At 71.9% G+C, this 20,052-nt stretch carries 16 protein-coding genes; 2 read left to right on the top strand and 14 right to left on the bottom strand.

Annotated features, from left to right (window positions below; all coding sequences use genetic code 11):
• Window positions 1–82: 82 nt before the first annotated feature.
• Window positions 83–1,195, bottom strand: coding sequence for an S-(hydroxymethyl)glutathione dehydrogenase/class III alcohol dehydrogenase (locus tag WME96_RS13880; protein ID WP_433935934.1), 1,113 nt, complete (start codon window positions 1,193–1,195; stop codon window positions 83–85).
• A 497-nt stretch (window positions 1,196–1,692) separates the two neighbouring features.
• Between WME96_RS13880 and WME96_RS13875 the strand changes: the two genes are divergently transcribed.
• On the top strand, window positions 1,693–2,820 hold the full coding sequence (locus WME96_RS13875; RefSeq protein ID WP_437290603.1) for a hypothetical protein: 1,128 nt from the start codon (window positions 1,693–1,695) through the stop codon (window positions 2,818–2,820).
• Between the two features lie 46 nt (window positions 2,821–2,866).
• On the opposite strand, the gene WME96_RS13870 is transcribed toward WME96_RS13875, so the two are convergent.
• The 3 genes from WME96_RS13870 to WME96_RS13860 all read right to left on the bottom strand — a co-directional run bounded on the left by WME96_RS13870 (window position 2,867) and on the right by WME96_RS13860 (window position 5,865).
• A complete protein-coding gene (locus tag WME96_RS13870) occupies window positions 2,867–4,030 on the bottom strand; it encodes a serine/threonine-protein kinase (RefSeq protein ID WP_437290602.1) in 1,164 nt (387 codons plus the stop codon).
• Between the two features lie 422 nt (window positions 4,031–4,452).
• Window positions 4,453–5,376 (bottom strand): diacylglycerol/lipid kinase family protein, encoded by a 924-nt coding sequence (locus tag WME96_RS13865; protein ID WP_437290601.1) that lies wholly within the window; start codon window positions 5,374–5,376, stop codon window positions 4,453–4,455.
• A 66-nt stretch (window positions 5,377–5,442) separates the two neighbouring features.
• The gene (locus tag WME96_RS13860) at window positions 5,443–5,865 is read right to left on the bottom strand and encodes a TerB family tellurite resistance protein (protein WP_433935930.1); all 423 of its coding nucleotides are present in this window, start codon (window positions 5,863–5,865) and stop codon (window positions 5,443–5,445) included.
• Between the two features lie 153 nt (window positions 5,866–6,018).
• On the opposite strand from WME96_RS13860, the gene WME96_RS13855 reads away from it, so the two are divergent.
• Window positions 6,019–7,062, top strand: a complete 1,044-nt coding sequence (locus WME96_RS13855) for a serine/threonine protein kinase (RefSeq protein WP_437290600.1) — start codon at window positions 6,019–6,021, stop codon at window positions 7,060–7,062.
• Between the two features lie 64 nt (window positions 7,063–7,126).
• Here WME96_RS13855 and WME96_RS13850 read toward each other — a convergent pair whose 3' ends face one another.
• The 10 genes from WME96_RS13850 to WME96_RS13805 form a co-directional block, all read right to left on the bottom strand.
• Window positions 7,127–7,687, bottom strand: a complete 561-nt coding sequence (locus tag WME96_RS13850) for an SET domain-containing protein-lysine N-methyltransferase (protein WP_437290599.1) — start codon at window positions 7,685–7,687, stop codon at window positions 7,127–7,129.
• Between the two features lie 96 nt (window positions 7,688–7,783).
• On the bottom strand, window positions 7,784–9,511 hold the full coding sequence (ftsH, locus tag WME96_RS13845) for an ATP-dependent zinc metalloprotease FtsH (RefSeq protein ID WP_437290598.1): 1,728 nt from the start codon (window positions 9,509–9,511) through the stop codon (window positions 7,784–7,786).
• A gap of 368 nt (window positions 9,512–9,879) precedes the next feature.
• On the bottom strand, window positions 9,880–12,789 hold the full coding sequence (locus WME96_RS13840) for a PAS domain S-box protein (RefSeq protein WP_437290597.1): 2,910 nt from the start codon (window positions 12,787–12,789) through the stop codon (window positions 9,880–9,882).
• Window positions 12,790–12,968: 179 nt separating this feature from the next.
• Window positions 12,969–13,394, bottom strand: coding sequence for a DoxX family protein (locus WME96_RS13835; RefSeq protein WP_437290596.1), 426 nt, complete (start codon window positions 13,392–13,394; stop codon window positions 12,969–12,971).
• Between the two features lie 136 nt (window positions 13,395–13,530).
• Window positions 13,531–14,385 (bottom strand): ABC transporter ATP-binding protein, encoded by an 855-nt coding sequence (locus tag WME96_RS13830; RefSeq protein ID WP_437290595.1) that lies wholly within the window; start codon window positions 14,383–14,385, stop codon window positions 13,531–13,533.
• On the bottom strand, window positions 14,382–15,299 hold the full coding sequence (locus WME96_RS13825) for an ABC transporter permease (protein ID WP_437292316.1): 918 nt from the start codon (window positions 15,297–15,299) through the stop codon (window positions 14,382–14,384). The genes WME96_RS13830 and WME96_RS13825 overlap by 4 nt, the downstream gene beginning before the upstream one ends.
• A gap of 2 nt (window positions 15,300–15,301) precedes the next feature.
• A complete protein-coding gene (locus WME96_RS13820; protein WP_437290594.1) occupies window positions 15,302–16,732 on the bottom strand; it encodes an ABC transporter substrate-binding protein in 1,431 nt (476 codons plus the stop codon).
• 4 nt (window positions 16,733–16,736) lie between these two features.
• Entirely contained in the window at window positions 16,737–17,720 is a 984-nt protein-coding gene (locus WME96_RS13815; RefSeq protein WP_437290593.1) for a HEAT repeat domain-containing protein, read from the bottom strand.
• Window positions 17,721–17,739: 19 nt separating this feature from the next.
• Window positions 17,740–18,024: a 4Fe-4S dicluster domain-containing protein gene (locus WME96_RS13810; protein ID WP_433935921.1), complete on the bottom strand. Its 285-nt coding sequence runs from the start codon at window positions 18,022–18,024 to the stop codon at window positions 17,740–17,742.
• A 19-nt stretch (window positions 18,025–18,043) separates the two neighbouring features.
• The gene (locus WME96_RS13805) at window positions 18,044–19,777 is read right to left on the bottom strand and encodes a fumarate reductase/succinate dehydrogenase flavoprotein subunit (RefSeq protein WP_433935920.1); all 1,734 of its coding nucleotides are present in this window, start codon (window positions 19,775–19,777) and stop codon (window positions 18,044–18,046) included.
• Between the last annotated feature and the right edge of the window lie 275 nt (window positions 19,778–20,052).

Here is a 20,052-nt window from a genome sequence, read left to right as displayed (position 1 = left end):
CGCGGGGAGCGCAGGCGCCGACGAGGGCGTACCTCTCCGCCAACGCGCGTTGACGGAGAGGCGCGCCCCCGCGCCGTTCAGCTCAGGAGAAGAGCACGACGCTGCGGATCGACTCGCCCTCGTGCATGAGATCGAAGGAATGGTTGATGTCGTCGAGCGGCATCGTGTGGGTGATGAGCTCGTCGATCTTGATCTTCCCCTCCATGTACCAGTCGACGATCCTGGGCACGTCGGTGCGCCCGCGCGCGCCGCCGAACGCGGTGCCCTTCCAGACGCGCCCGGTGACGAGCTGGAAGGGGCGCGTGGAGATCTCCTCGCCCGCCCCGGCGACGCCGATGATGATGCTCGTCCCCCAGCCCTTGTGGCAGCACTCGAGCGCCTGGCGCATCACCTTCACGTTGCCGATGCACTCGAAGCTGTAATCGGCGCCGCCCCGGGTGAGATCGACCAGGTAGGGCACCAGATCTCCCTGCACCTCGTTCGGGTTGACGAAATGGGTCATCCCGAACTTCTCGGCCAGCTCACGGCGCTTCGGGTTGATGTCGACGCCGACGATGAGATCGGCGCCGGCCATCCGCGCGCCCTGGATCACGTTCAGCCCGATGCCGCCGAGGCCGAAGACAACGACGTTGTCGCCGGGCTTCACCTGGGCGGTGTTGATCACCGCGCCGATACCCGTCGTCACGCCGCAGCCGATGTAGCAGACCTTGTCGAACGGCGCGTCCTCGCGGATCTTCGCGACCGCGATCTCGGGGAGCACGGTGAAGCTCGAGAAGGTCGACGTGCCCATGTAATGGTGAATCCGCTCGTTGCCGATCGAGAAGCGGCTCGTTCCGTCCGGCATCAGCCCGCGGCCCTGCGTGGCGCGGATGGCCTGGCAGAGGTTGGTCTTTCCGCTCGTGCAGTAAGAGCACTGCCGGCACTCGGGCGTGTACAGGGGAATGACGTGATCGCCCTTCTTGAGGCTCCTCACGGAGGGGCCGACGTCGACGACGACGCCGGCGCCCTCGTGCCCGAGGATCGCGGGGAAGAGGCCCTCCGGATCCTTGCCCGAGAGGGTGTAAGCGTCGGTGTGACAGACGCCGGTGGCCTTGATCTCGATGAGCACCTCGCCTTCGCGAGGGCCCTCCACCTGGACGTCCTCGACCGTGAGCTTCTCGCCGGCCTTGTGGGCCACGGCTGCGCGCGCTTTCATGATCGGTGGTTCTCCTCCCGCTAGCGGGGCGTTCGGGGCCCGAGCGGCCCGAGCCCCTCCATTAGCTGGCCGGGGAAGCAGGTTTCAAGGGGAACGCGGGGAGCGCCGGCCGAGGTCGCCGCCCGGCCTGCCCGCGCGGTCGCGCCCTACGACAGGGCCCGCCCGCCGTCGGTCAGCGACAGCGCGACCACGCGACCGCCCCGCCTGCACCGCGCGCGGACCACTCCCACTCCACCTTACAGACGAGCTGGGCTGGTCGTGGGGCAGATAACCGCTCTCGCGCAGCGCCATTGCACGAGCAGCGCGCGCTGCGTCGCAAAAGGTGCTCTCGGTGAGCGCATGAATGAATACGGATGGCGCCCGTGAACGGGCGCGCGTAGCATCGCACCATTGACACCATGAACCGCCCTGCAAGTGCACTGGGTCGCAGCGTTTTCATCACGGCAGCCGCCCTGGCGCTCGGCGCCTGCGGTTTGGCCGGCTCACTCGACAGCGAGGTGGAAGGCGAACAGGCCGGCGGCGCGCCGCCGGAGCGCGGATACGGCGGACAGGGAGGCGGCGAGGGAGGCCAGGGCGGCGACGGCGACGGCGGAGAGGCCAGCACCGTCGCGTGTGTCGACGAGTGCCCCGCGAACGGCGGGGGTATCACCCTCGGCTGCGAGAAACGCTTCCTGTTCGGGATGAACTATGCGTGGCACAACTTCGCCGGCGATTTCGGCGGTATCGCCGCGTGGGACAAGCGCGGCGTCACGGCCGAGGCGGAAACGCACGCAAAGCACCTCGCCGGCATGCGCGAGAGCGGGGCGAGCGTCGCGCGGTGGTGGATGCTGCCGGAGATCCGGGGCGAGAGCGTCGTCTTCGACGAGAACGGCGACCCGGCCGGCCTCGGCGAGACGACGCGGAGCGACGTCCAGAAGGCCCTGGAGCTCGCCGAGCAGGCGGACATCAACCTCATGTTCTGCCTCTTCTCCTTCGACAACTTCCACCCGAGCCGGGTCGACGGGGACGTGAAGACCGTGGGCATCTCCCCCCTCGTGACGGACGCGGCGCGGCGCGCGGCGCTGATAGAGAATGTCGTCAGGCCGATCGCCCAGGCGGTCGAGCAGAGCCCGTACCGGCACCGGATGGTCGCCTGGGACGTGATCAACGAGCCCGAGCTGGCCATGACCGGACCGAGCCCGTACGGCGACCCCGATTACGACCCGGACCCCGAGGTGGAGCCGATCGCGCACGAGCAGATGGAGGCGTTCCTCCGCGACACGATCCAGGCGCTCCGCGCCGAGAGCCAGGCGCTCATCACGATCGGCTCGGCCTCGATGAAGTGGTCGCTGGCCTGGACGACCACGGACATCGATTTCTACACCTTCCACATGAACGACCGGGTCAACCGGTACTGGCCTTACAACCAGTCGCCCGCGGACTACGGCATCACCGACAAGCCGGTCGTCATGAGCGATTTCCCCACCGCCGGCCTCGCGACGGCGAACGTGTCGAAGCTCCTGGAGAGCTGGTACAGCCAGGGATACGCAGGCGCGATCAGCTGGGCCTACCGGGACGCGGGCCCGAACGAGCTCGCGTCGATGAAGGCCTTCGTCGACGCGAAGGGCTGCGGCGTCCGCTTCTGAGTTCTGAGCCGCCGGCCGGCGGCTCACCCCACCTCCGCAGGCACGCTCAGGGGAGCCAGTAGTCGACGAGCGACGCGCCGGTCACGTCGTGGGAGACGCCGCTCGCGATCGCCCACTGGGCCAGCGCACGGCCGAGCGCCGCCATCGTGGGGAAGCGATCCTCCGGGGCCTTGGACAGGCCCCGCGCGACGATCTCCCAGAGCCGCGGGTGCGCCTCGAACGCGTCCGGGCGCGGAGGATCGACGCGCAGCACGTCGTGCACGATGGAGATGCTGCCAGGGCCCCCGAACGGGCGACGGCCGCTCACGAGCTCGTGGAGCACGACGCAGACGCTCCACACGTCGGAGCGCGCGTCGGACTCCTGCCCGCCGCGCACCTGCTCGGGCGCCATGTAGGCCGGGCTCCCGACCAGCGCTTCCCGCCGCCCGTCGCCGACGACGCGGGTCGCCGTGAAGGCGATCCCGAAGTCGATCAGCTTGGGGATCATCCTGCGGCCATCGCGCACGAGCACGACGTTCGCCGGCTTCACGTCGCGGTGGACGACCCCCGCGCCGTGCGCGGCGCTGAGCGCGCCGATCACGGGCAGCAGGAGCTGGACGCTGGAGATGGGCGACATCGGCCCCGAGTCGGCGAGCACCTGCGCGAGCGACCTGCCGTGGAGGAACTCCATCACCACGAACGGCTCGCCCTCCTCCGTGACGCTGAGGTCGAATACCCGAACCGCGGCGCGGTGTGACACGCGCGCCGTGGCCTGCGCCTCCCGGAGCAGCCGCGAGGCGGCCTCCGGAACGGGGCAATCGCGGCGGATGAGCTTCAGCGCGACATCGAGGTTCAGGGCGACATTCCGGGCTTTCCATACGGCGCCCATGCTCCCCTCTCCGATGAGCTCCATGAGGCGATAGCGCCCCGCGAGGACGTCGCCTGGGGCGTAGCGCCGCAGCGCGGCGCCCGCCTCGCCCGCCGCGGGAGACGGCAGATCCGCGGCGGCCGGCGCAGCAGACCGCAGATCCGCGGCGGCCGGCGCAGCGGCGGCCTGGGAAAGGCCGGCGAGGCCGGTCCGCAGCGTGGCCGGCGGCGCGCTCGCCGGGGCGTCCGCCGCCGGGTCCAGGGGCGCGACATCCGCGCCAGGACACCAGACCGAGCCAGACGGCCTCGACAGCTTGCCGGAAGTCCGGAGCTCGACGGGCTCGAACGGAGGACGGTGCGCCACCGACCAGCGCGGAGAACGCGGTGAGCGATACGCGCGCGGTGAAGCTCTGCCCCCACTTGCGGGGCGGGATCGATTCGACGTGGGTTCCATCGATGCGCCATGTGGCGTCGTGGAGCTGTCAGTTCGTTGGCTGTCCATGACCTTGTGCATGGAGTATGTGCAAGGAACAGGCCGACACAAACCGCAGTGAAAGCGCGCCTTTCGCGCCCGCCGGGGCGCCGGGTGCGGGCCCGAGGCCTCAGTTCCGGCGCCGGGTGACGGTCGTTCCCCTCAGCCCAGCGGCGCGGTCGTTCCCCTCAGCTCAGCGGCGCGCCGGCTCTCGGGCGGTCGCGGACGTCGCGCGGCCGGATCCGCCGGCGCAACGATCGGGCGGCGGCGCATTCCCTGCGCTGGCACACGGGCGGACACAACGGCCGCCGGTGTCAGCTCCCCTCGCCCCCGGCGTCGTATCCGGGGCCGACCAGCACGCTGAGCGCGCGGTGCTCGACCGAGAACGAGATGGGGGCGTTGCTCAGGAGCTCGCCATCCACATTGAACCACATCCCCGGCTTCGCGGCGATCCGCACGCGGGAGGCGCGCCGGTGCATCACCTCGGCGCTGTCGAGGTAGCTGCCCGCGACGAGGCGCGCCGCCACCGCGGCGAGATCGAGCAGCGAGGCATACCGGACGATCACCACGTCGAGCAGCCCGTCCTCCATGCTCGCCCCGGAGGCCACCTTCATCCCGCCCGCGCAGGTCCTGCCGTTGGCGACGATCACGTTGAGCGCCTCGACGCGCTCGAACTCCTGATCATCCCAGGCGATCGTCGTCTCGTAGCCGGTGAGATCCGGCAGCACCTTCATGGCGCCGCGCACGTAGGCGAGCGGGCCCCACGCGGCCTTCATCTCGTCGGTCAGCGCCTCGTCCACCTGGCCGCTGAAGCCGCCGGCGGCGACGTTCAGGCAATACCGGGTCTGCCCCGCGCTCTCGACGTGGACGAGATCCACCTTGCGCGTGAGCGCCTCGACGCGCCCCGCGTCGAGCAGCGCGAACGCCTCGACCGGGTCGAACGGGATCCCGAGCGTGCGCGCCAGATCGTTGCCGGTGCCGAGCGGCATGAGGCCGAGCCGCGCGCGGTCGCGGTACGGGCCGAGCCCCTGGACGACCTCGTTGATCGTGCCGTCCCCCCCGGCCGCGACAACGATCTCCGAGCCCTCCTCGACGGCGGCCCCGGCGAGCTCGCGGGCGTGGCCCGGGCCCTCGGTCTGGATCAGCCGCACGTCGGGGCGCGCCGCCGCCAGCTCGTGGAGCCGCGCCGACTGGGCGGCGTTGCCGGCGGCGGGATTGACGATGATCGAGGTGCGCAAGGTGCCGCGGATGCTAGCGCCCGGGTCGCATGCTGTCCCGCGCCGACGTCGCGGCCGCCCGGCCGCTCAGCGGGCCGAGCCGGGCGCGACGCGCCCCCGGAACGCGATCGGCACCTCGAGCGCCTCGGCCGCCTCGACGAGCAGCGCGTGCTCGCTCTCGTGGATCACGCCGTCGGCGGCGACGAGCCGCACCGCCAGCTCGATCGCGGCCTCGCGCATCCGCACGTCGGGCAGGCGGGCGCGGAGCGCCGCGAACCGGCCGCGCCGGCCCTCCTCGCGCACCGACCGCTCGATGATCGCGATGAGCGTCTCGACGACGTCAGCCCCGATGCGGCCCACGCTCATCGCCGCCACGTGCCCCGCGAGCTCGTCGCGCTCGGCCTCGTTGATGGACCCGTCGGCGTAGGCGGCGAGGAACATGATCTCGACCATCGCCTCGAGCTTGCTGATCTCGAGGTGAGGAAAGGAAAGCTGCGTCTCGTCCATCATGATGGTTCGCGCTGCAGCGTATCACGATCGCGCGAAGCGCGGCGCGCGGCGCGCGCCGCGCTTCGCGCCGACCTCGCCCGGCGCCGCGCCCGGGTCCGCCCGGCCAAACTTCTCGTCGAGCGCGGCGCCGGTTGGTGCTCAACTCCCCCCACCATGAGCGTCACCACCCCGACCGACCTCTTCCTGTCGCTGACCCCGCACAAGGTGATCGAGGCCGTCGAAGCCGCGGGCCTGCTGTGCAACCGCGTCTGCTACCCGCTGAACTCGTTCGAGAACCGCGTCTACGAGGTCGAGCTCGAGGACCGCACCCGCATCATCGCGAAGTTCTACCGCCCGGGGCGCTGGACGCGCGAGCAGATCCTGGAGGAGCACCGGTTCCTCGCGGAGCTCGCGGAGGCCGAGATCCCCGTCTGCCCGACGCGCCCGTTCCCCGACGGCGAGACGCTCCAGCAGATCGATCACATCCAGTATTGCCTCTTCGAGCGCATGGGCGGCCGTGCGCCCGACGAGCTCGGAGACGAGCTGTTCACGCGCCTCGGCCGGCTCGCCGCCCGCATCCACAACGTGGGCGCGGCGAGGACCGCCGAGCACCGGGTCCGGCTCTCCGCCGACACGTACGCGCGCGAGGACCTCGGCTGGCTCGCCGAGCGCAAGATCATCCCCGCGGCCGTCGAGCGGCGGTACCTCGCGGCCGCGCGCGCCGTCGCCGACGCGGCCGAGGAGCGCCTGCGCGGCGTCGAGGCGCACCGCATCCACGGCGATCTGCACCCGGGCAACCTGCTGCTCCGCGACGGCGCGCTCCGGGTGCTCGACTTCGACGACATGGTCGTCGGCCCCGCGGTGCAGGACCTCTGGCTGCTCCTGCCCGGCCGCGACGCGACCGCCCGGCGGCAGCGCGAGCTCTTCCTCGACGCCTACGAGGAGCTCCGCCGCTTCGACCGGTCGACCCTCGGCCTGATCGAGCCGCTGCGCGGGCTCCGCCTGATCCACTACGCCGCCTGGATCGCGCGGCGGTGGCACGACCCCATTTTCCCCAGGACTTTCCCGCACTTCGGGACGGAAGCGTACTGGCGCGACGAGGCGAGCTCGCTCGAGGAAGTGATTCAGCTCACAAATTCAGGAGACGCTGTCGGCTCCGACGGGGACGCCGACGCGCCGCCGCCGAGCGGGGGCAAGTACTTCTGGGATCTGAACTGACGGCGCCGCGCGCGGCAATCGCGCGACGATCGCGCGGCGATCGCGCGGACAGCGCCGCGCTCGCTCAGACAGCGCCGCTCGACGGCGGGGCGCCCTGCGCGAGCTGGCGCGCGATGTGCGGCGCGAGGCGGTACTCGGCGAGCACGGCCGGCGGTAGCTCGGAGGCGCCCGCGATCCGGCCGAGGCAGCGGGCGCTCCCGCAGCGGCACTCGAACGGAGAGGACATGGCCCACTCCGTGGAAGGATAGAAGAACGTGATCTCGTCGCCGGGCGCGATCGGCCGGAGCGCGACGAGCTCGCGCAGCTCGACGTCGAAGCAGGCGTTCGGATCGCAGCTGTGGTTGATGAACGCCAGGAACCCCGGCTCGAGCTCGATGTGCTGGTGCTGGGAGAGCTGGAGCGACATCCGGTCCGGCCGGTCGTGCACGACCGCGGCGCCGAACGGCTGGAGCACGTCGCCCGCGGCGAACGCCGCGAGGCTGCGGACGCACCGCTCGCCGAACCGGTCGGGGGCCGTCACCTCGAAGCGAGGGACCTGGGCGAGGGGTGCGCTGCCCTGCCGGGCAAGGTCAGCGGGCGGGAGAGCGGGAGTCGCGGCGAGGTCGGAGCGACGGGCGACGGTCATGTGCGGTGTTCCTGGGGCGGCGCCCCGCCCCTGCGCAACCCAGCCCGCCGCTGGCTCGCGCCGGGGGAGGAGCGCTCCTCCCGGCGCCCGCGGGGATCAGGCGGCTTCCTGGGCGGCGCGCTGGCGTCGGTCGGCCGGGAAGCAGGCCTCGATCTCGTCGCTGCCGAGCGTCTCCTTCTTGAGGAGCGCCTGGACGAGGGCCTCGATCTCGCCTCGCCGGGACTTCACGATGTCGACGGCGCGCGCGAGCTGCGATTCCGTGAGCGCCCGCGCCGTCTCGTCGACGCGGTCGAGCAGGGCCGGGCTGCGCGAGGGGTGCCCGTCGCCGACGCAGATCGGGCCGAGGTGGCTCATGCCGAGCTCGGCGACCATCTTCCACGCGATCGTCGCGGCGCGCTGGATGTCGTCCGAGGCGCCGGCCGTCATCGTCCCGAGGATGACCATCTCGGCGGCGCGGCCGCCCATCAGCATGCAGATCTGATCTTCGAGGTACTCTTTCCGGTACATCAGCCGATCCTTCTCGGGCATCGCCTGGGTCACGCCGAGCGCGCGGCCGCGCGGCAGGATCGACACCTTGTGCACCGGATCGCAGTTCTTCGCGAGGAGCCCGACCGCGACGTGGCCGGCCTCGTGCACCGCCGTCGCGTAGCGCTCGTCCTCGTCGACCAGCACGCCCTTGCGCTCCAGGCCCATGAGCACCCGGTCGCGCGCGCGGTCGATGTGCGTGAAGTCCACCGCCTCGGCGCCCTCGCGGGCCGCGAGGATGGCCGCCTCGTTCAGCAGGTTCGCCAGATCGGCGCCCGAGAAGCCCGGGGTGCTGCGGGCGACGGTGCCGAGATCGACCTCGCCCTGGAGCGGGATGGGCCCGGCGTGGACGTTGAGGATCTCCTCGCGGCCGCGCACGTCGGGGAGCGGCACGGTGATCTTGCGATCGAAGCGGCCCGGCCGGAGCAGCGCGGGATCGAGCATGTCGACGCGGTTGGTCGACGCGATGACCACGATTCCGGTCGCGTGATCGAACCCGTCCATCTCGACGAGGAGCTGGTTCAGGGTCTGGTCGTGCTCCGCAGAGGCGGAGTCGCCGTGCCCCTTCGCGCGGGCCCGACCCACGGCGTCGATCTCGTCGATGAACACGATGCACGGGGCGGCCTTGCGCGCCTCGGCGAAGAGCGCGCGGACGCGGGAGGCCCCGACGCCGACGAACATCTCCTGGAAGCTCGACCCCGACGCCGAGAGGAACCGCACGCCCGCCTCGGAGGCGACGGCGCGCGCGAGCAGCGTCTTGCCGGTCCCGGGCTCGCCCGTCAGCAGCACGCCGCGCGGGGGGCGGCCGCCGAGGCGCGCGAAGCGCTCGGGGCTCTTCAGGAACTCGACCGTCTCGGCGAGCTCCTGCTTGACCTCCTGCATGCCCGCGACGTCGGCGAAGCGGACGGGCGACCGCGTCGCCGCGGCCTTGGCCTCGGTGAAGACCTTCGGGCTGCGGCGCCGGCTCACCGAGTAGAGCGCGAAGCCGACGGCGGCGAGGACCACCACCGGGAGCACCGCGGCGGCCGCGCGCGACTTCTCCTCGCGAGAGGCGAAGTCGACCGAGGCGCCGGCGCTCGCGAACCGGGAGACGAGCTCCTGCCGGAGCGTCGGCTCATCGACGACGGCCGTCACGGCGACGCCGCCCGCCTGGCGCACGAAGAAGCGATCCCCGCTCACCTCGACCGCGGTCGCCTGCCCCGTCTGCGCGATCTGGAGGAGCTCCGTGTACGTCGCCGTACGCTCGCTGGGCGCCGCGCGGAGCGCGAACCCGAGAGTCACCGCGAGCACCACCCCCATGATCCCGAGTGCCCAAAGCCGACGCCCCGCGGGCCCCAGCCGCTTACCCACCTGCAAGAACCAGGAATTCACTGCTGCGCCACCTCACTACCCCGACGTCGGGCCGGAGCGGATCTCAGGTGTAGCAAGGATACGAACCTCAGGAAGTTCCTTCTGCGATCATTCTGAGCGGCCTGAGCACAGAATACTGCGAAAGGATGGTGGTACCGCAAAACCGAAGTCGGAGAACGAGCATCGGTGTAACGAAACTCGCGAGTACTACTGCCGAGCTCGCCTCTGCATCTGACGAGCTCGCTTTGATTGCCGAGCTCGCCAAGCGGGCAGTCGGCTGCATGTGAGCTCTCCGCAGGAGCCCGTCGCGGGGGTAATTACGTCTCGGCGGCGCGCGCGGACCCCCTCGCGAACGGCATGGTGACGTGGAATGTCGTCGTGGCCCCGGGGGTGCTCTCGACGGAGATGCTCCCGCCGTGGGCCTCCACGAGCCCCCGCGTGATGTAGAGGCCGAGGCCGGCCCCGCGGACGCGGCGCGGCCCGCGCTCGGGCGCGCGCCAGAAGCGCTTGAAGAGGTGCGGGAGCATCGCCTCCGCGATGCCCGGGCCCTGGTTGCTGACGGTGATGTGCGCGCCGGCCGCCCCGGCGCGGATGGCGACGACGATGTCGCGCCCCGGCTCACCGTACCTGGCGGCGTTCGAGAGCAGGTTGGTCACGATCTGCTCGAGCCGCCCCGGGTCCGCCCGGACGGCGGGCACGTCGCCCTGCACGTCCAGGCGCACGGCGTGGCCCTCGGTCGCCCCGGTCGACCGCTCGACGATCTCCCCGAGGAGCGCGCGGAGATCCACCGGGCGGCAATCCAGCGTGAGCTGCCGCGCCTCGATGCGCGAGGCGTCGAGGAGGTCGTCGATCATGCGGCGCAGCCGGTCGACCGAGTCGGAGATCCTGCCGATCTGCTTCTCGCCGTCCGAGGCGGGCAGCGCGCCGAGCCGGCGGCGCAGGAGATGGCTCGCGGTCGCGATGACCTGGATGGGCTGGCGGAGGTCGTGCGCGATGACGCCTGTCCACTCCTGGCGCTGCCGCTCCATCTCCTTGAGCGCCGTGATGTCCTGAAAGACCACGACGGCGCCCTGGATCTCGCCGTCGTCCGAGCGCACCGGCGCGGCGTTGACCAGCACGGGGACGAACGCGCGCTCGGCGGCGCTCCAGAGCAGCCCCTCGGCGCCCGTCACGACCTCGCCCTGGCAGAGGGCCCGGGTCAGCGGGCGATCGGACCACGCCACGGGGTCTCCCGACGGGGATCGGTGGTCGAAGAGCGCCGCGTTGTCCCAGGGGTCGCGCTCGCCCTCGCGGCGGATCGCGTACTTCATCGCGAGCCTGTTGCACGTGATGAGCCGCCCCTCCGCGTCGGCCAGGAGCGCCGCCTCGGGCATCTGCTCGACGACCGCCTCGAGCCGCCGGCGCTCGCTCGCCTCGGAGCGGTAGAGCCGCGCCGTCTCGATCGCGGCGCACGTCCGCTCGGCGAGCAGCGCGACGGCGCGCTCGTCGTCCTCGTCGAACGGCGGGCGACCGGGGCGCCTGGCGAGGTAGAGGTTGCCCACGGTCCGGTCCTGGAAGCGGAACGGCACGCCCAGGAAGGCGTGAATCGGCGGGTGGTGCGGCGGCAGCCCGATGAAGTCGGGGTGCGCTCCGACGTCGTCGAGGCGGACCGGGCGCTCGCCGCGGGCCACCGCGCCGAGGACGCCGACGGGCCGCGGCGGCGCGCGGAGCTGCGCGGCCTCCTCGGCGGCGACGCCGCACGGGACCCACGGGTCGAACGGCCGCCGGTCGTCCTCCGAGATGCCGATCGCCGCGTAGTCGGCGCCCGAGATCCCCTTCGCGTGGAGCGCGATCACCTCGAGCACGGAGGGCAGGTCGGAGCGCGACAGGCTCGCGAGGGCCTCGGTCACCGCCGCGCTCGCGGCGCCGATGGCCTCGAGCTGCGATCGCAGGCGCCGCTCCGCCGCGTGGGCGCGCTCGACGGCGGCCTCCATCGCCTTGCGGCGCCCGATGTCGCGGCAGATCGCGGAGAAGCCGGTCATGCGCCCGTCCTCGTCCGCGATGGTCGACACGGTGACCTCGACGTCGATGGTCCTCCCGTCCCTGGTCCGGCCGGCGGTCTCGAAGTGATCGAAGCGCTCGCCGCGGCGCAGGCGCTCGAGGTGCGCCTCGGCCTCGCCGGCGAGCTCGGGCGGGTACAGGGCGAGCACCTTGCGCCCGATCACCTCCCCGGCGCTGTGGCCGTAGAGGCGCGCCGCGGCGGGGTTCCAGCTCAGGATGGTCCCGTCGAGGTCGGTGCCGATCACGGCGTCGTCCGAGGAGTGCGCGAGGGCCGCGAGGAAGGCGCGCGCCCCCTCGGCCCGGCGCCGCGCCTCGTCGAGGAGGTTCAGGTGCGCCGCGCCGATCCAGAGCACGGTCACGAGGAAGAGCGTCGTGACGGCCGAGGCGAGCGCGAACGACGCGGAGATCGGGTAAGCCCCTCGATCCGCGCCGATCAGGAAAAGGCGGCCGAGGACGATCGGGACGAGGACGACGAAGGGCAGGAGGCGCCGCAGCAGGGCGCCTCCGGGCGCGCTGGACGTGAGCACGGCGAACGCGCCGCAATCGGGCCGCGCCGCGAGGATCCCGGCGGACAGCGCGAGCAGGGCGATCGAGGTGTGGAGCGCCATGCCCGTGAACGGGAACAGCGGCGGCAGGCCGTAGAAATAGCCGACGCCGAGCAGGTAGCCGCTGAGCGCGGTCAGCGCGAGCGCCGCGGCCGCCAGCGCGCAGACCACCGCGCGGCGGCAGGCGCGCGGCGTCTTCACGGGCAGCGAGAGGAGCGCCGCGCCGATCAGGGCGCAGCTGAGCGCGGTGTTCGGCGACTGCCTGCCGGGGAACCTGCTCGGGAAGTCCACGCGCGCCGGGAACAGCAGGCGATCGACGCCGAGATCCCACCCGAAGACGTACTCCGCGAGGGGAGCGAGGGCGAGCGCCGCGACGACGGCGGCGCTCGCCTGCCCGAGCTGACAGAGCGGCGCCGAGCGCTCCTCGCGGCCGAGCAGCCCGAGCGACAGGCCGGCCAGGATGAGGGTGACCGCGGTGTTGGGCACCATGCTCGGCCAGCCGCGCGCGATCGAGGTGAGCGCGGTCTCCCGCGTCCACCAGCCCAGCAGGGCCGCGCACCCCGCGAGGACCGAGCAGGCCGCGCCGACGACGACGCCGAGCGGCGCGCGGCCCGATCGCTCGGTCGACCCCCCCTCCCCCATCAGCGTCCCCTCCCGCTCGGGGTGTATAGCGCCGGGACAGGGCGCCGTGCTCGGTGCGCGGCGGGAAACGAGGAGCGCGCGGCGCGGCCCTACCGCCGCGGTGGTCGGGCGCGCTCCAGGGCGCCAGACGCCGAGCGCCCCCCTCCACGCGGGCGCGTCACGCCGCGCGGGCGCTCAGCTCAGCTCTTTCGCCCGAAGATCGCCGCGTCGGCGGAGAACCGCCCCGGGCCGACGAGGAGCAGCACGAGGGCGATGCAGAGGTAGACCAACGCCACCTCGTACGAGCCGCTGCCCATCGCGAAGAACGGATCGCCCCGCGTCACGTGCGAGAGGACCGCGACGGCCATGGTGGCGGCGATGCCGAGCGACGCGAGCGGCGTCAGGAGGCCGAGGATCCAGGCGAGGCCGCCGCCGACCTCGGAGAGCGCGGCGAGCGCCTGCAAGAACCCCGGAACGGGGGCGTCGGGGCCCATCCAGCCGAAGGGGTTCTGGATCTTCCCCCAGCCGTGAAAGATGAACGCGATGCCGGTGACGACGCGAAGCGCGAGCAGCGCGGCCGACGCCGGGGGCGGCAAGTCGGTCACCCGCAGGAATCTCTTGAGCATGGGGATCACTCCTCTCGGCTCGGTAGTAAGGAAAAGCGCATGGAACATCAAGCGGATACGCGAGCCCGCCCACACGCCGCGGCGAGCGGCGCGGCGCTCCCGTCCCGCTGACCGGAGCCGGCGCGCCGGCGCGGCCTCAGGCGCCGGCCTGCTGGTCGCGGCCCGGCGCCGTGATCGCGAGGGTCGCGGGCGTCGTGCTGATCGCGCGCTCGTCGCTCAGGGCCTCGAGGCACCGCCGCTTGATCGCGGCGAACTCGCTCGATCCCACGATCGCGGCGCTCCGTGGCCTCCCGAACGGCACCGCGATCTCGGCGCCGACGCGGCAGGGGCGGCGGGTCATGAGGGCGATGCGGTCGGACAGGAAGATGGCCTCGTCGATGTCGTGCGTGACGAACAGCACCGTGGTGCGCACCTGGCGGAACACGTCGAGGAGCAGCTCGTGCATCGAGAGCCTTGTCTGGGCGTCCAGCGCGCTGAACGGCTCGTCCATCAGCACGACCCGCGGCTCGTTGATCAGGACGCGCGCGATCTCGACCCGCTGCTGCATGCCGCCCGAGAGCTGCGACGGGTACGCGTCCTCGAACCCGGAGAGCCCCACGAGGTCGAGCAGGCGCCGGGACGCCTCCGCGCGCTCGCGGGCCGGGACGCCGCGCATCTTGAGGCCGAAGCCGACGTTGTTCAGCACCGTCTTCCACGGGAGCAACGAGGACTGCTGGAACACCATGCCGCGCTCGGGCCCGGGCTCCTCGACCCGCTCGCCGCCGACCACGATGCTGCCGCGCTCCGGCGTCACGTACCCGGCGACGGCGTTCAGGATCGTCGACTTGCCGCACCCGGACGGGCCGAGCAGGCTCACGAGCTCGCCGCCCTCGACGGTCAGATCGAGATCCCGCACCGCCTCGACGCGGCGGGGGCCCGCCCCGAGGGCGACGGACAGGCCGCGGATCTCCACGGTACCCCCCGGGATCCCGGGGCGCGCTGCGGGCGTCATCGCGCGTTCTCCTCGGGCCGGTGCCAGGGGGTGAGCCAGACGCCGGCCCGCTTGACCAGCGCGCTGCTCAGCATGCCGAGGAGGCCGATGAGCAGCATGCCGAGGACGATGTCCGGGTAGCGCTGCAGGTTGTAGGACTCCCAGGTGAAGTAGCCGATGCCGTACTGGCCGCCGATCATCTCGGCGGTCACGAGGCAGAACCAGGACGTGCCCATGCCGATGCTCATCCCGGTGATGATGCTGGGCAGCGCGCCCGGCAGGACGACCTCGAGGAAGAGGCGGAGCGGGCGCGCGCCGAGGCTGCGGGAGCTCGCGATGAGCCGCGGGTCGAGGGCGCCCACGCCGTGGATCGTCGCGAGCAGGATCGGGAACAGCGCGCCGATGTACGTGATGAAGATCATGCTCAGCTCGGCCGACGGGAACATCAGGATCGCGAGCGGGAGCCAGGCGACGCCGGGGATGGGGCGCAGGACCTCGAGCGGCGGCAGGAGGGTGTCCTCGGCGAGCCGCGACCTGCCGATGACGAGCCCGAGCGCGACGCCCGTGACGCCCGCGGCCGCGAAGCCGGCGAGCACGCGGAGCACGCTGCTCCAGAGGTGCAGCCAGAGCTTCGGCGAGCCGAGGAGATCCCGCGCCGCGACGAGGATCTCGGTCGGCGCGGGCACGTTGGTGAACGTGACGACGCCGAGATCCGCGCGCGACGCCGACGCCCACTGCCAGAGCGCGACGCACGCGACCACGGACAGGGCGCGCAGCCACGCGCGGCGCAGGTGGAGCCGCGGGCGCTTCGCCTGCTGGAGCGCGCCCGCCGCCGCCGGGGGCGCGCTCCGCGGGGCCGCGCTCCCCCGGGGCGGCGCGAAGCCCGCGCGGCCGCCGAGGCCCACCCGGGGCGGCGCTGTGTGCTCGGAGATCATCGTCACGGCGCCACCGCCGTGAGCTTCGCGGCCTCGCCTCGCAGCGTCGCGAAATCGACGACCGCCGCGGCGTTCTCGGCGGCCCACCGCGCGGCGTCCTCCTTCGCGAGGAACGCGGAGACGCTCCCGTCGGGGCGCCGCGCGTACCACGCGCGATCGGCCAGGAGCTTCACCCCGCTCTCGCGATCGTGGACGAAGACGACGCGGATCTCCTTGCCCTCGGCCGTGAGCTGCGCGAGCGCGGCGAGCGCGGAGGCCGGGCTCCGGTACGCGCGCACCTTCGGCTCGCCCGCGACCCAGATCTGCGCGGCGAGCGTCGGCTCGGCGATGGGCTCGCCGGACGCGGCGTCGCCGCCGGTCAGCGGGAGCTTCGCGTAGCTCGCGAGCCGCGCCTCGTAGTCGAGCCCGAGCTCCTCGGCCGCGCGCCGGATGTAGCGGTCGTCGACGAACTGGCCCACGTCGAGGGTCGTGTCCGTGCGCTTGAGCAGCGTGAGCGTGTCCACGGCCACCTGGAGGGCGCGGCGGACCTCGGGCTTGATCGTGAAGTCGCGCGTCTGGATGCCGAGCGGGCCGTGGAACATGTAGGCGACCTCCGCGTCCACGCCGGTCACCTTCTCGATGAGCTCGCTGTGCTTCTCGGGCTCCTCCGCGAACAGGCGGTCCGCCTCGAGCGCCGCCTTGAGGAACGCCACGACGATCTCCGGGTACTTCTCGGCGTAGGCCGCGCGCACGAGCACGCCGTGCGCGGTCGGCACCTTCACGCTGGATCCGTCGTAGATCTTCCGGGCGAAGCCGCGGAACGGGAACAGCTCCGCGAACGGGACGAAGTCGGCGTGCGCGTCGATCTTCCCCGCCTTGAGCGAGGAGCCGCCGACCTCGGGCGACTGCGAGACGAGCGTGACGTCCCTGTCCGGATCCCAGCCGAGATCGCGGATCGCCCGGAGCAGCATGCCGTGCGCGGACGAGCCGAACGGGACGGAGATCTGCTTGCCCTTGAGGTCCTTCAGGCCCTGCGCCGGCGAGTCGATGGGCACGACCACGCCGTTGCCGCTGCCCAGCGCGCTGCCGGAGAGCGTGGCGATGTAGAGGCTGCGGCTGCCCTGCTTCTGGAACGCCACGCCGTTCAGCACGCCGGGGAAGTCGGCCATCGCGCCGATGTCGAGCTTCTCGGCCACCATCTCGGTCGTCAGCGGCGGCCCGGAGGTGAAGTCCTTCCACTCGATCTCGTACGTGACGTCCTTGTATTTGCCGTCCCTCGGCAGGTGCTTCTCGAGCAGCTTGAGCTCCCGGATCAGGAGCCCGCCCGTCGCGCAGTTGATGGTCGTGTCCTGCGTCCCGATGGCGATGCGGATCGTCTGCTTCGCGTCCGGCTTGCACGACAGGCCGACGAGGACCGCCGCGAGGAGCAGGAACGCGCGAATACCGTGGATCATTGACTCAGTCCCTCGCGAAGGTCTCATGTCGTCCGGCGCCCGCCCGGATGGCGTCGAGCGCGCGGGTCGCCGCCTTGCGCACCTCGACGTCGGTGTCGCCGAGCAGCCGGTGCAGCGGCGCCTCGGCGACAGCCGCCTTGAGCTCGCCGAGCGCCTGGGCGGCGGCGCGGCGGAGATCCGGGAGATCGCTCCCGAGCAGCCGGAGCAGGTCCGGCACCGCCGGCGCGGCCCGGAGCCGCCCGAGCGCGAGCGCCGACTCCTTCCGGACCTGCCAGGCCCCGTCGTCGAGCGCGCTCCGGAGGTGCGGCACGGCGAGGCCGTGCCCCGAGCGGCCGAGCACGATGGCGGCCTCGACGCGGACCCGCCAGTCGGGGTCCGAGAGCAGCGCGATGAAATCCTGGACGAGCGCGGGGGCGCCGGCCGGATCGAGCGCGTCGATCGCGCCGACGGCGACCTGCCGCACCTGCGCGTCGGGATCCCGCAGGCGCGCCCGGAGCGCGGGCGCCGCCTCGGGCCGCCGCAGGTAGGCCAGGGTGAGGACCGCCTCGCGCCGCACCTCGGGCGCAGGGTCCTCGAGCGCGCCCTCGAGGGGCGCGAGCGCCCGCGGATCGCGGAGCTCGCGGAGCGCCACGATGACCGAGACCCGCGCGAACGGCGGCCCATGACGCATAGCGTCAATCAGGTGGGTGGCGGCGTCGGCCCCGCGGAACTCGCGGAGCGCCGCGGCGGCCGCCTCGCGCACGTGGGTCTCCTCGTCCTCGAGCGCCCCGATGACGGCCGGCACCGCGCGGGGGTCGCCGAGGTCCTCGAGGTGCCCGAGCGCGAGCGCCCGCACGGTGGGGTCCTCGTCGCGGACGGCCTCGATGAGCGGGCGCACGATCTCCGGATCCGAGAGGTCCTCGAGCTGGGTCAGCGCGAGCTGGCGCGCGCCGGGGTCGGGATCGCGCAGGACGCTCTCCAGCTCCTGCGCAAGGGACGGATGGGTCATGTCGTCTCCGGCTCCGTCATCAACGAATGAGAAAGGGGATCTTCACGGTGATGGCCTCTTTGGGGCAATCGATCTCGCACGCGAGGCAATACCAGCACTCGTCGTAGGCCATGTGCGCCTTGCCCGTCTCCGGGTTCACGGCGATGCAGTCGACAGGGCACGAGTCGATGCAGATGCGGCAGCCCTTGATGCAGGACGCCTCGTCGACCACGACCGGCAGATCGAACCGGACGACGGCCTCGGCGTTGCCCGCGGTCCGCGCGCGCTGGGCCTTGACGGACTCTCTGTTGGGAAGGTGACCCATGGATTGACCTCTCGGCGCGTCAGAGCGACGCGCGCTGCTCCTCGGCGGGGATGCGCAGCTGCTGGTATGTCTTGCGCTCGCCGTCGTCGATCGGGAAGAGATAGGGCTCCACCGGACGCTTGAAGGCGACCATCTCGCCGCCCTCGTCCTTCTTCAGGTTCACGTGCGCGAACCAGCGACGGTCGTCCATCTCGGGGAAATCGAGCCGATAGTGGTAGAGGCCCCAGCGGCTCTCGGTCCTGAACAGCGAGGCGCGCGCCGCCATCTCCGCGCAGTCGCGGATGAAATGGCACTCCATCACCCGCATGAGCTCGTGCGGGCTCGCGGCGGTGACCTCCTCGAGCTCGTCCTTCGCCCGCAGGAAGTACTCGAGCCCGAGCGTCATCCGGTTGCCGGTCTTGGGCGGCTGGAGGTAATCGTTCACGAGGCGACGCACCTTGTATTCGTACTGGTGAGGCGCCACCCCGCTCTTGCGGGACAGCGGGGCGAGGATGCGCTCTCGCTCGGCGTCGACCGCGGACGCGAGCGGCTCGATCGCGGGCGTGCGATCGAGGTAATCGAGCGCGTTCTGGGCGCAGATCTTCCCGTAGGTGAGCGCGCCGAGCAGGTAGTTGTGCGGCACGCACGCCATGTCGCCGGCGGCGTAGAGCCCGGGCACGGTGGTCTCGCCCTTCTCGTTGACCCACACCCCCGACGCGCTGTGCCCGCTGCACAGGCCGATCTCGGAGATGTGCATCTCGACGAGATCGTTCGCGTAGCTGTGCCCCCTCCCCTCGTGGAAGCGCCCGCGGCTCGGGCGCTCCGTCTGGTGGAGGACCCGCTCGACCTCGGTGATCGTCTCCTGCGCGAGGTGGGTGAGCTTCAGGTACACAGGGCCGTTCGCGGAGTGGAGCTCCCGGTAGAACTCGAGCATCATCTGCCCGCTCCAGTAATCGCTCTCGATGAAGCGGTGCCCCTTCGCGTTGACCGTGTGTCCGCCGAGCGGGCCGGTCACGTAGGCGCACGCCGGACCGTTGTAGTCCTTGATCAGCGGGTTGATCTGGAAGCACTCGATGCCGGTGAGCTCGGCGCCCGCGTGGTACGCCATCGAGTAGCCGTCTCCGGCGTTCGAGGGGTTCTCGTACGTCCCGTGGAGATAGCCTGACGCCGGCAGCCCGAGCCGCCCGGAGGCGCCGCAGCAGAGGATCACCGCCCTCGCCTTGATCACCTCGATGTGGCCCTCCCGCGTGTCGAAGCCCATCACCCCGGCGACCTGCCCGTCCGACACGAGGATCCGTGTCGCCATGACGCGGTTGACGACGCGCACCCCGGCGCGCTTGACCATGCGGGTGAGGATCTTCTTGAGATCGTAGCCCTCCGGCATCGGGAGCACATAGCTCCCGTTGTGGTGGACCTTCTTGACGTCGAAATCGCCCGAGCGCGTCTTCTGGAACTTCACGCCCCAGGAGTCGAGCTCCTGGATCATCGCGAAGCTGTTCCGCGCATATTCGTAGATGGCGCGCTGGTTCACGATGCCATCGTTGGCCACCGTGATCTCCTTCACGTACTGCTCCGGCGTCGAGTGACCGGGGATGATCGCGTTGTTCAGGCCATCCATGCCGATCGCGATCGCACCGCTCCGCTTGATATGCGCCTTTTCGAGGAGGACGACCCTCCCCCGAGGCAACCGCTGTTGCGCCTCCACCGCCGCAGTGGAGCCTGCGCTGCCGCCGCCCACGACGACGACGTCCGCCTCTGTCACGCGAATGTCCATTACGAGTCCTCTTGTTTTTCAGGCGCGCGCGCACGCAAGCACGCACGCGACCCCACCACCGAAGGTGCCAGTGGCCCAGGGTCGGACGCCCGACGTCTCACATCACAGACGCGGCATCCGTTTTAACAGACGACCGCTTTCCCGGCAATCGGTTTTGTCTCCCGGGCAGCAGTCGGTGCCTCTCGGGCAGCAGCGGGTGTCTCTGGGGCAGCAGGCCGCGGCGCTCGGCGGCGGCAGCAGGCAGGCGTTTGCACGTCTGCAAGCGCCGCGCCGGG

This window comes from Sorangium sp. So ce406 (assembly GCF_051474675.1).
Classification (GTDB): Bacteria; Myxococcota_A; Polyangia; order Polyangiales; family Polyangiaceae; genus Sorangium; species Sorangium cellulosum_G.
The sequence above is the reverse complement of the archived record's forward strand: the minus strand, read 5'-3'. Positions and strand labels throughout refer to the sequence as shown.

Bases quoted from the DNA above. Each gene is read 5' to 3' on its own strand.
- WME96_RS13860 (WP_433935930.1), bottom strand. From the start codon at position 5,865: ATGATGGACGAGACGCAGCTTTCCTTTCCTCACCTCGAGATCAGCAAG.
- WME96_RS13830 (WP_437290595.1), bottom strand. From the start codon at position 14,385: ATGACGCCCGCAGCGCGCCCCGGGATCCCGGGGGGTACCGTGGAGATC.
- WME96_RS13840 (WP_437290597.1), bottom strand. From the start codon at position 12,789: ATGGGGGAGGGGGGGTCGACCGAGCGATCGGGCCGCGCGCCGCTCGGC.
- WME96_RS13880 (WP_433935934.1), bottom strand. From the start codon at position 1,195: ATGAAAGCGCGCGCAGCCGTGGCCCACAAGGCCGGCGAGAAGCTCACG.
- WME96_RS13805 (WP_433935920.1), bottom strand. From the start codon at position 19,777: ATGGACATTCGCGTGACAGAGGCGGACGTCGTCGTCGTGGGCGGCGGC.
- WME96_RS13825 (WP_437292316.1), bottom strand. From the start codon at position 15,299: ATGATCTCCGAGCACACAGCGCCGCCCCGGGTGGGCCTCGGCGGCCGC.
- WME96_RS13850 (WP_437290599.1), bottom strand. From the start codon at position 7,687: ATGACCGTCGCCCGTCGCTCCGACCTCGCCGCGACTCCCGCTCTCCCG.
- WME96_RS13835 (WP_437290596.1), bottom strand. From the start codon at position 13,394: ATGCTCAAGAGATTCCTGCGGGTGACCGACTTGCCGCCCCCGGCGTCG.
- WME96_RS13810 (WP_433935921.1), bottom strand. From the start codon at position 18,024: ATGGGTCACCTTCCCAACAGAGAGTCCGTCAAGGCCCAGCGCGCGCGG.
- ftsH (WP_437290598.1), bottom strand. From the start codon at position 9,511: ATGGGGGTGGTGCTCGCGGTGACTCTCGGGTTCGCGCTCCGCGCGGCG.
- WME96_RS13820 (WP_437290594.1), bottom strand. From the start codon at position 16,732: ATGATCCACGGTATTCGCGCGTTCCTGCTCCTCGCGGCGGTCCTCGTC.
- WME96_RS13855 (WP_437290600.1), top strand. From the start codon at position 6,019: ATGAGCGTCACCACCCCGACCGACCTCTTCCTGTCGCTGACCCCGCAC.
- WME96_RS13815 (WP_437290593.1), bottom strand. From the start codon at position 17,720: ATGACCCATCCGTCCCTTGCGCAGGAGCTGGAGAGCGTCCTGCGCGAT.